Annotated in this window: 7 protein-coding genes; 1 reads left to right on the forward strand and 6 read right to left on the reverse strand. The window is 72.1% G+C overall.

What is annotated here, in order from left to right:
- Positions 1-534: 534 nt before the first annotated feature.
- Positions 535-1,536 (forward strand): tryptophan--tRNA ligase, encoded by a 1,002-nt coding sequence (gene trpS, locus ACIO3O_RS42570; protein WP_401756369.1) that lies wholly within the window; start codon positions 535-537, stop codon positions 1,534-1,536.
- Positions 1,537-1,560: 24 nt separating this feature from the next.
- On the opposite strand, the gene ACIO3O_RS42575 is transcribed toward trpS, so the two are convergent.
- The 6 genes from ACIO3O_RS42575 to ACIO3O_RS42600 all read right to left on the reverse strand — a co-directional run bounded on the left by ACIO3O_RS42575 (position 1,561) and on the right by ACIO3O_RS42600 (position 7,056).
- Positions 1,561-1,902, reverse strand: a complete 342-nt coding sequence (locus tag ACIO3O_RS42575) for a hypothetical protein (protein WP_401756372.1) — start codon at positions 1,900-1,902, stop codon at positions 1,561-1,563.
- Positions 1,903-2,011: 109 nt separating this feature from the next.
- Positions 2,012-2,851, reverse strand: coding sequence for a pyrroline-5-carboxylate reductase (gene proC / locus ACIO3O_RS42580; RefSeq protein ID WP_401756375.1), 840 nt, complete (start codon positions 2,849-2,851; stop codon positions 2,012-2,014).
- Between the two features lie 88 nt (positions 2,852-2,939).
- Positions 2,940-3,677, reverse strand: a complete 738-nt coding sequence (locus tag ACIO3O_RS42585; RefSeq protein ID WP_401756378.1) for an ABC transporter permease — start codon at positions 3,675-3,677, stop codon at positions 2,940-2,942.
- Between the two features lie 246 nt (positions 3,678-3,923).
- Positions 3,924-4,661, reverse strand: a complete 738-nt coding sequence (locus tag ACIO3O_RS42590; protein WP_401756381.1) for an ABC transporter ATP-binding protein — start codon at positions 4,659-4,661, stop codon at positions 3,924-3,926.
- 771 nt (positions 4,662-5,432) lie between these two features.
- Positions 5,433-6,278 (reverse strand): class I SAM-dependent methyltransferase, encoded by an 846-nt coding sequence (locus ACIO3O_RS42595; protein ID WP_401756383.1) that lies wholly within the window; start codon positions 6,276-6,278, stop codon positions 5,433-5,435.
- Positions 6,279-6,543: 265 nt separating this feature from the next.
- Positions 6,544-7,056 (reverse strand): hypothetical protein, encoded by a 513-nt coding sequence (locus ACIO3O_RS42600; protein ID WP_401756386.1) that lies wholly within the window; start codon positions 7,054-7,056, stop codon positions 6,544-6,546.
- Positions 7,057-7,333: the final 277 nt, after the last annotated feature.

Consider the following 7,333-nt stretch of genomic DNA (forward strand, 5'->3'; position numbering starts at 1 on the left):
CGATTTCCTCGGTGCTTTCCAGGTTCTTCGCTTTCGCGTTTTCCCTTTCCGGCGGTTCCGACTCTATCAGATCCTTTCGGGCCTGATTCCCAGTCAGCGGGGTTTGTCTTTGCGGCTGTTGGGCCGTTCCGACGAGTGAGACATTAGCGGATTCCTGGGCCCCGATGCCAATCGGGGGCGTCCTCTCGAACGCGGATTCCTCATTTCGCAAAAAGAGCACACGAAGACGATGCGACGTTGAGTCGCCTGCTTGAGTGGTTGGTGCGGAATGACTGTCCGGGGACCGGCCGGGGCCAGTGCTCACAGTCGGACAGCTCGGAGAACATTACGTATCCGTTAATCGTGTGTCAACCCAGGGCCGGACGGCTACGGTGTCGGGCATGACTACGCGTACGTGCACCAGCTGGTGGGCCGCCTGACGGCGGCCGCGCACACGTATGCATCCACGGCCGCCGCTTCGGCGGCCGTTCGCGTTTCTCCCTCCGGGAGGTCGGTCGCCAGGGGTGGCGGCCTCGACCAGGAGGACGAAGACAGATGACGCGGATCTTCAGCGGGATCAAGCCGACCGGCCACATGACGCTCGGGAACTACCTCGGCGCCGTGCGGCAGTGGGCCGAGGTGGACCAGCACCGGGGCGAGGCCCTCTTCTCCGTGGTGGACCTGCACGCGCTGACCGTGGAACACGATCCCGCGCGGGTGCTGCGGCTCAGCCGGGAGCTCGCGACGCTGCTGCTGGCGGTCGGGCTGGACCCGGAGGTGTGCACCGTGTTCGTACAGAGTCATGTGGATGAGCACGCCCGGCTGTCGTACGTACTGGAGTGCACGGCGTCCGACGGGGAGATGCGGCGGATGATCCAGTACCGGGAGAAGAGCGCGCAGGCGCAGGCGGCCGGGGACGGGGTGCGGCTGTCGTTGCTGACGTATCCCGTGCTGATGGCGGCGGACATCCTGGCGTACGGGGCGGACGAGGTGCCCGTCGGGGACGACCAGACGCAGCACGTGGAGCTGACGCGGGACCTGGCGGTGCGGTTCAACCAGAGGTACGGGGAGACCTTCGTGGTGCCTCGGGCGACGAAGCCGGCGGTGGCGGCCAGGGTCATGGACCTTCAGGAGCCGACGTCGAAGATGGGCAAGACGACCGCGGGGACCGGCGGTGTCGTGTTCGTGCTGGACGAGCCCGATGTCGTACGGAAGAAGGTCATGCGGGCGGTGACCGACAGCGGGAGCGGGGGCGTCGAGTACGACCGGGAGAAGCGGCCCGGGGTGGCGAATCTGCTGGATCTGCTGGCGGCCTGTACGGGTGGGAACCCGGAGGAGCTGGCCGGTGTATATGAGTCGTACGGGACGCTCAAGAGGGACACGGCGGAGGCGGTGGTGGAGGTACTGAGGCCGGTGAGGGAGCGGCACGCGGAGTTGGCGGCGGACGCGGGACATGTGGAGGAGGTGTTGCGGAAGGGGGCCGAGCGGGCGCGGGCGATGGCCCGGCCCACCGTGGATGCGGCGTACCGGACCATCGGGTTGCTGCCCGCGGGGTGAGAAGCCGGGGCTGCGGGGATCGGGTCAGCAGGTGGCGGGCTGCTTGCCCTTGACCTGGATGGACGTGGACTGGGCCCAGCCGATCTCGGGCTCGTCCTCGTCGATGGACTCCTCGTTGAGCAGCAGGAACCAGCCGGGGACCTTGCAGATGATGAGGACTTCGTAGCCCTTGGGGAGGGTGACCTCCGACGGCGACTTGGGGTCGGTGTCCTCGTGGACCTTGACGGGGGCCGTCACCACGCCGTGGAACAGCTCGCCGCCGCCCTGGGGCGACGAGGCGGCGGCAGCTGTTCCGGCGGTGGTGAGGGTGGCGACGGCGACCGTGGTCACGGCCAGCAGGGTGTGCGTGAAGCGAGAGCTGTTCATGGGTTCAGGTCAGCACGCGGGGAAAGGAGGTGGCGCGTCACGGAGAGCCGATCGGGTGGCTCGGTCGGGTGGCCCGGGGGCGGCCGGTGCCGGACGGGTGGCTCGGGGGTCAGCCGGTGCCGGAGGCGAGTTCGCGGCTGCGGTTGCGGGCGGCTTCCAGGGCGGAGATGAGAGCGGCCCGTACGCCGTGGTTCTCCAGCTCGCGGATGGCGTTGATGGTGGTGCCGGCCGGGGAGGTGACGGCTTCGCGGAGCTTCACCGGGTGCTCGCCGCTGTCGCGGAGCATGACGGCGGCTCCTATGGCGGCCTGCACGATCAGGTCGTGGGCCTGGGCGCGGGGCAGGCCCAGGAGGATGCCGGCGTCGGTCATCGCCTCGACCAGGAAGTAGAAGTAGGCCGGGCCGGAGCCGGAGAGGGCGGTGGCGGCGTCCTGCTGGGACTCCGGGACGCGGAGGGTCTTGCCGACGCCGCCGAAGATCTCCTCGGCGTGGGCGAGGTCGGCGGGGGTGGCGTGGCTGCCGCCGGAGATGACGGACATGGCCTCGTCGACGAGGGCCGGGGTGTTCGTCATGACGCGGACGACGGGGGTGTTGGGGGCGAGGCGTTCTTCGAAGAAGGAGGTGGGGATGCCGGCGGCGCCGCTGATGATGAGCGGGCTCGCGCCGGTGGGGAGGTGCGGGGTGAGCTCTTCGAGGAGCTTGGCCATGTCCTGGGGCTTGACCGTGAGGATCAGGGTGTCGGCGCGCTTGGCGGCTTCGGCGTTGGTGACGGACTCGACGCCGTAGCGGGTGCGGAGCTCTTCGGCGCGGTCCGCGCGGCGGGCGGTGACGAGGAGGTCGGCGGGGCGGCGGCCGCCGCGGATCATGCCGCTGAGGAGGGCTTCGCCGATTTTGCCGGTGCCGAGGACGGCGATCGTCTTGGCGGCGTTGGCTGCTTGGTGGTCGGTCACTTGGATCACCCTCCGGGCGGTGGGGCTGGGGTACGGAACCCATCCTTGCATCGGGGGTGGTGGGGGGAACGGGGCGTCCGAAGGGTGGTCAGGGGGTGCGGCGGCGGAGGGTGGCGGCGCCCAGGAGGAGGACGGTGAGGGCGACGGCGGTGACGAGGGTGGTGTCGCGGAGGAAGGTGGCCGTGAGGGTGGAGTGGGTGCGGATTTCGGTCATGGCGTCGACCGCGTAGGACATGGGGAGTACGGCGGAGACCGCCTCCAGGACGGGGTGCATCGACGGGCGGGGGGTGAAGAGGCCGCAGAGGAGGAGCTGGGGGAAGAGGACCAGGGGCATGAACTGGACGGCCTGGAACTCCGATGAGGCGAAGGCCGAGACGAAGAGGCCGAGGGCGGTGCCGAGGAGGGCGTCCAGGACCGCGACGAGGAGGAGCAGCCACGGGGAGCCCGTGACGTCCAGGCCCAGGAGCCAGACGGCGATGGCGGTGGCGAGGGCGGACTGGACGAGGGCGAGTACGGCGAAGGCGAGGGCGTAGCCACCGATCAGGTCCGCCTTGGCGAGGGGCATCGCGAGGAGGCGTTCCAGGGTGCCGTTGGTGCGTTCGCGGAGGGTGGCGATGGAGGTGATCAGGAACATCGTGATCAGCGGGAAGATGCCGAGGAGGGAGGCGCCGACCGCGTTGAAGGTCTGGGGCGTGGCGTCGAAGACGTAACGGAGCAGGGTGATCATCGCGGCGGGGACGAGGAGGGTGAGGGCGACGGCGCGGGGGTCGTGGCGGAGTTGGTGGAGCACGCGGGAGGCGGTGGCCAGCGTGCGGGTGAGGGTCATGGGGAGGGTCCCTTCCCTGGGCGGGGGGCCTGGGGCTGCTGGTGGGGGATCGGTGGTGTCGAGGGCCGGGGGCCTGGGGGCTGCTCGCGGAGGACGGGTGGTGACCGGGGCGGGAGCCTCGGGACTGCTCGCGGAGGACGGGTGATGTCCGGGGGCGGGAGCCTGGGGGCTGCTCGCGGAGGACGGGTGGTGACCGGGGCGGGAACCTCGGGGCTACTCGCGGAGGACGGGTGATGTCCGAGGTGGTCAGGGGGTGGTGACCAGGTGGAGGAAGGCGGATTCGATGGTGGGGGCCTGGGTGTGGGCGAGGAGGGCGGTGGGGGTGTCCTCGGCGAGGATGCGGCCTTCGCGCATGAGGAGGAGGCGGTCGCAGCGTTCGGCCTCGTCCATGACGTGGGAGGAGACGAGGAGGGTGGTGCCGTGGTCGGCGGCGAGGGTGTGGAAGAGGTTCCAGAGGTCGCGGCGGAGGACGGGGTCGAGGCCGACGGTGGGTTCGTCGAGGATCAGGAGTTCGGGGGCGCCCAGGAGGGCCACCGCGAGGGAGGCGCGGCTGCGTTGGCCGCCGGAGAGGTGGCCGGCCAGGTCGTCCGCGTGCGAGGTGAGGTCGACGGCGGTGAGGGCTCGGGCGACGGAGGCGGTGCGGGCTTCGGCGGCGGCGCGGCCCGGGGTGAGGATCGCGGCGAAGTGGGCGAGGTTCTGGCGGACGGTCAGGTCGTTGTAGACGGCTGGGGCCTGGGTCACGTAGCCGATGCGTGAGCGGAGGTCCGGGTGCCCTGCGGGCCGGCCGAGGACCGTGAGGGTGCCGGTGACCTTGGCCTGCGTACCGACGATGGCGCGCAGGAGGGTGGATTTGCCGCAGCCGGAGGGGCCGAGGAGGCCGGTGATGCGGGCGCGGGGGACGGTGAAGTCGAGGTCGTGGAGGACTTGGCGGGGGCCGCGGGTGGTGGAGAGGGTGTGGGCGTGGATGGCGGGTGGGGAGGGCATGGGGGCGCCCCTTCCTTGTTATTCATCGCGTGATGAATAATCCTCCGGGGGGTGGGGGGCGTCAAGGGGGGCCTCAGGCCTCGGGGGGGGCTTTCTCCGTGCCCCGATAGGGGCGCGGGGAACTGCGCGAGCGGCCACGACGCACTCGCGCGGGTCCGAGACCCACCACCCTCTGCACGGGACCTGTCCCCCCTGCCCCGCGGGTTTAGGTGAAGGGGCGGGGCTGGGGACCCCCTTGCCCCGGCGGGGCGGGGCTGCGCGTACCCCGTGCCGGGAGGCGAGCCGGGGCCCCTGCGGTGACGTGCACCCGGCGCAGGAGCTGAGGCAGGGGCGGCACCCGGGCGGGCCGGGAGCGGGAGGGGCCGCCCCCTTGCCCGCCCGTCCCGCCCCCGGGGGGGGCGGCCCCGCCGCCCAAGGGGGCTGGGGGAAGAGGGTGGGGAGGGGCGGCCCGGTCGCCCGACGGGGTTACGGGAAGGGGGCAGGGGCGGCTCCGTTGCACGAGGAGGCTGGGGCGGAGAGGTGGAGCCCAAGGGGGCGACTGCGGACACGGAGCCCGAGGGGATGGGGCAGAGAAGGGCGGAGACCGAGGGGTGGGGGCGGAGAAGGGCGGAGACCGAGGGACTTGGCGGGGCGGAGAAGAGGGCGGAAGCCGACAGGGGCGGAGACCGAGGGAGGGAGACCGAGGGAGGGAGGCCGAGGGGTGGAGGCCGGGAGGGGTGGAGGGCGGGAGGGGTGGAGGGCGGGAGGGGTGGAGGGCGGGAGGGGTGGGGGTTAGTGGGGGGAGAGGGTGAGGTGGAGTTCGACGGTGTAGGGCTCGGAGAGGTGGGTGTCGGGGAAGGTTTTGAGGAGTTCGGCTCGTTCGGTGGTGAGGAAGTGGGTGACTTGGTCCTCGGGCTGGATGAGGAAGGCCGAGTGGGTGGCCAGGTTGGCCAGGTGGTCGTCGATCGAGATGCGGCGGGTCCAGGGGATTTCGCGGGTGACGAAGCGCAGGCCGCCCGAGTTGTGGCCGACGCGGTTCTTCATGTCGCCGTGGGCGCCCATCGTGCCGGTGGCCGGGGTCTTGCCGTCCGCGAAGAACGCGCGGAGGCGGGCGTCCTGGGCGGCGACCCAGTCCACCGTGTCGTCGAGGACGTTCCACCAGAGGGCGAGTGCGCCGCCGGGGCGCAGGACGCGCATCGCCTCCGGGGCGGAGAGGGCGGCGTCCGTCCAGTGCCAGGCCTGGGCATACGTGAGGAAGTCCACGGAGGCGGTGGCGAGGGGGAGGTGGTTGCCGTTGCCCCGGACGAGGGGGACGTCGGGGAGCGTGCGGCGGAACTCCGCGGCCATTCCGGCTCCGGGCTCCACTGCGATCACGCGGGCGCCGCGGGCGTGCAGGACGGCGGTACCGATGCCTGTGCCGGCGCCGATGTCGGCCACGTCCGCGCCGGAGAGGGGCCGGCCCGCGAATTCCTCGACGGCGTCGAGGAGGGCGGGCGGGTAGGAGGGGCGGTGGGCGGCGTACGCGGGGGCGGCGGCGTTGAAGGAGTGCGCGCGGGCGGCGAAGTGGGTGGGGTGGGAGTCCGGGGCTTCGTGGTTCGCCGGGGCTCCGGGCGGTGGCTCGTGGGGTGAGGTGGCCATGGGGCCATCCTCGGGGCTGGGGTGGGCTTTGGGGAGAGGGCCGGGTTTGTGTCCCGGGGGGGGTGGGTGGGGCCGCAGCAGGTGGGGGGGTGGGCTGGTGCAGGGTGGCCAGGGCGGGGCGATCCGGCGGGGCGGAATCGCCTTCGGCTCTGGGTGTGAGGGGCTGTGCCGACTGTGGTGTGTGTGTGGGGGGAGCGGCAGGGCCGGGCGGAGGCGGTAGAGGGGATCGGTTTCCCGGGGCGCCGGTGGGTGGGTGGGGTTTGGGTTACTTGCGCTTGGGGTTCTTCTTGCGGGCGGCGGGGTTGCCTGTGCGGCTGCCGCGGCGGCGGTTGTACTGGGCCAGAGCCGTTTCGTACTCCTGGCGGTGGAGCTTTTCGCCGGGGGCCTCGGTGAGGGAGCGGAAGAAGTAGGCCAGGAGCGAGCCGACGAAGCCGATCGTCTTGAGGCTGCGGAGGGACTGGTCGCGGGCCGGGTCCGTGGGGCGGGCGGTGAAGCCCTCCCAGGTCTTGCGGAAGGCGATGGCGCTGCAGATCGCGAACATCACGATGATCAGCGTGCCGACGATGCCGCCGACGTCGGCGATCTGGAGGCCCTGGTAGGCGAAGCGGAGGACCAGGCAGCCGGCGACCGCTGCGGCGAGGGAGCCTACGGAGGTGCCGATACGGCGGAGGGTGTAGCCGTTGTCGTGGTGGAGCCAGGTGGTGCCGAAGAGGCGGAGGGGTTCGGGCTGGGGGCCGGGGGTGGGGGTGGGCTCGGGGGGGTGGGGGTTTTCGCTCACGAGGGCGATTATCCCTGGGCGGGGTCCTGGCGGGGCGTGCGGCTGGGGGTGGGCGGGGTCTGGTGGGGAATGCAGCCGGGGGTGGGGCTTGGCCGGGGGCCGGGAGCGGGGTGGGCCGGGGGCGAGAGGGCTGGGAACGGGGTGGCCCGGAGTCGGGCGGGCCGGTAGTGGGGTGGGCCGGGGGCGAGAGGGCCGGGAGCGGGGTGGCCCGGAGTCGGGCGGGCCGCCCCCTTGCCCGCCCGTTCCGCCCCCTTGGGGCGGCCCCGTCGCCCAAGGG

The sequence above is a fragment of the Streptomyces sp. NPDC087440 genome (assembly GCF_044744005.1).
Taxonomy (GTDB): Bacteria; Actinomycetota; Actinomycetes; order Streptomycetales; family Streptomycetaceae; genus Streptomyces.

Coding starts and splice junctions, on each gene's coding strand:
- trpS (WP_401756369.1), top strand. CDS start 535: ATGACGCGGATCTTCAGCGGGATCAAGCCGACCGGCCACATGACGCTC.
- ACIO3O_RS42575 (WP_401756372.1), bottom strand. CDS start 1,902: ATGAACAGCTCTCGCTTCACGCACACCCTGCTGGCCGTGACCACGGTC.
- ACIO3O_RS42585 (WP_401756378.1), bottom strand. CDS start 3,677: ATGACCCTCACCCGCACGCTGGCCACCGCCTCCCGCGTGCTCCACCAA.
- ACIO3O_RS42590 (WP_401756381.1), bottom strand. CDS start 4,661: ATGCCCTCCCCACCCGCCATCCACGCCCACACCCTCTCCACCACCCGC.
- ACIO3O_RS42595 (WP_401756383.1), bottom strand. CDS start 6,278: ATGGCCACCTCACCCCACGAGCCACCGCCCGGAGCCCCGGCGAACCAC.